This is a genomic window from Phenylobacterium sp. CCH9-H3 (genome assembly GCF_001557235.1).
Taxonomy (GTDB): Bacteria; Pseudomonadota; Alphaproteobacteria; order Caulobacterales; family Caulobacteraceae; genus Phenylobacterium.
Genome location: NZ_LSJI01000300.1, coordinates 1 through 1,491, shown reverse-complemented (window position 1 = coordinate 1,491; position 1,491 = coordinate 1). Strand labels below are relative to the sequence as shown.

The following is a 1,491-nucleotide window of genomic DNA, read 5'->3' as shown; positions in this document are numbered from 1 at the left end:
GCAGGTGGCGGGCGGGCAGCAGGATCGGCGCGCCGCTCATGTTGCCGTTCAGCTTGGCGAAGGCGATCACCGAGCCGGTGAAGGTGACGGCGCCAATGGCGAGGCCGAGGCTGAGCTCGATCAGCGAGGTCAGATGGACGGTCCCATCTTCGGCGGCGATGCCGTAGGCGGCCGGCGTGTAGATCGCGGCCACCGCCACCAGGCAGGCGGCCATGCCGACGAGGGAGTGGAACGCCGCCACCAGCTGCGGCATCGAGGTCATGGCCACGCGTCGGGCGATCACCGCGCCGATGCCGCCGCCGACCGCCACCCCGCCCAGGATCAGGCCGATGGTGAGGCCGTCGAGCTTGCCCTGGGTGAACAGCGTGCCCAGCGCCGTGCCGACGGCGATGACCATGCCGATCATGCCGTTGCGGTTGCCCGCCTGGCTGGTCGTCGGCGACGACAGGCCCCGGAGTGCGAGGATGAAGAGCACCCCGGAGACGAGGTAGAGGATGGCCGCGAGATTGGCGTTCATGCGCGGGAGCCCCTGCCCGTTGAACTGTCGATGAGGTGGAGGAGGACGCTCAGGCTCACTTGGCCTTGTCCTTCTTCTTGTACATGGCCAGCATCCGCTGGGTGACGAGGAAGCCGCCGAAGATGTTGACGGCGGCGAAGCCGGCGGCGACGGCGCCGGCCCCCTTGGAGACCAGGATCGAGCCGGTCAGGCCCTGGTCGCCCTTGGCGGCGGCGGCCAAGAGAGCGCCCACGATGATCACCGAGGAGATGGCGTTGGTGACGGCCATGAGCGGGGTGTGCAGGGCCGGGGTCACGCTCCAGACCACGTAGTAGCCGACGAAGATCGCCAGCACGAAGATCGCGAGGCGGAAGACGGTCGGATCGACGTCCATGATGGTTTTGTCCTTCTTCTGACGTCTCGGACGCGGAGGCGTTGGGTTGTCGGGCGGCAGCGGGATGCCGCAGCCCTGGAACATGGCGACCCAGACGTAGTCTTCGGCTGTTGCCGGAGGCTCAGCGGTCGTCCACGCGATCTCGCGGGAGCTCATGGTGTCAGCGACGGATGGACCACGGCGCCGCCGTGGGTGACGAGGCTGGCCTTCAGGATCTCGTCCTCGAGGTCCGGGGCGAAGGCGCCTTCCTTGTTTTTGAAGAGCTCGGCGAAGGCCAAGAGATTGCGCGCGTACAGGGCCGAACTATCGGCCGAGATGCGGGCCGGCAGGTTGGGCACGCCCATGATCTTCACGCCGTTCTTGGTGATCGCCACCTCGTTCAGCCTGGCGCCCTCGACGTTGCCGCCCTGCTCGATGGCGAGATCCACCAGCACCGAGCCCGCCTTCATCGAGGCCACCTGCGCGGCCGAGACCAGCTTCGGCGCCGGGCGGCCGGGGATCAGGGCCGTGGTGATGACGATGTCCTGCTTGGCGATGTGCCCGGACACCAGCTCGGCCTGCTTGGCCTGGTATTCCTTGCTCATCTCCTTGGCGTAGCCGC

At 67.9% G+C, this 1,491-nt stretch carries 2 protein-coding genes and 1 pseudogene; all 3 read right to left on the bottom strand.

All coding sequences use genetic code 11. From position 1 onward, the window contains the following. Positions 1-517, bottom strand: a 517-nt coding sequence (locus AX721_RS26495) for an NAD(P)(+) transhydrogenase (Re/Si-specific) subunit beta (RefSeq protein WP_197422729.1), incomplete at its 3' end; no start/stop codon positions are given. Positions 518-572: 55 nt separating this feature from the next. After that, positions 573-890: a proton-translocating transhydrogenase family protein gene (locus tag AX721_RS26490; protein WP_068878953.1), complete on the bottom strand. Its 318-nt coding sequence runs from the start codon at positions 888-890 to the stop codon at positions 573-575. Between the two features lie 152 nt (positions 891-1,042). Continuing rightward, positions 1,043-1,491, bottom strand: a pseudogene (locus AX721_RS26485) (NAD(P)(+) transhydrogenase (Re/Si-specific) subunit alpha); the annotation flags it as partial.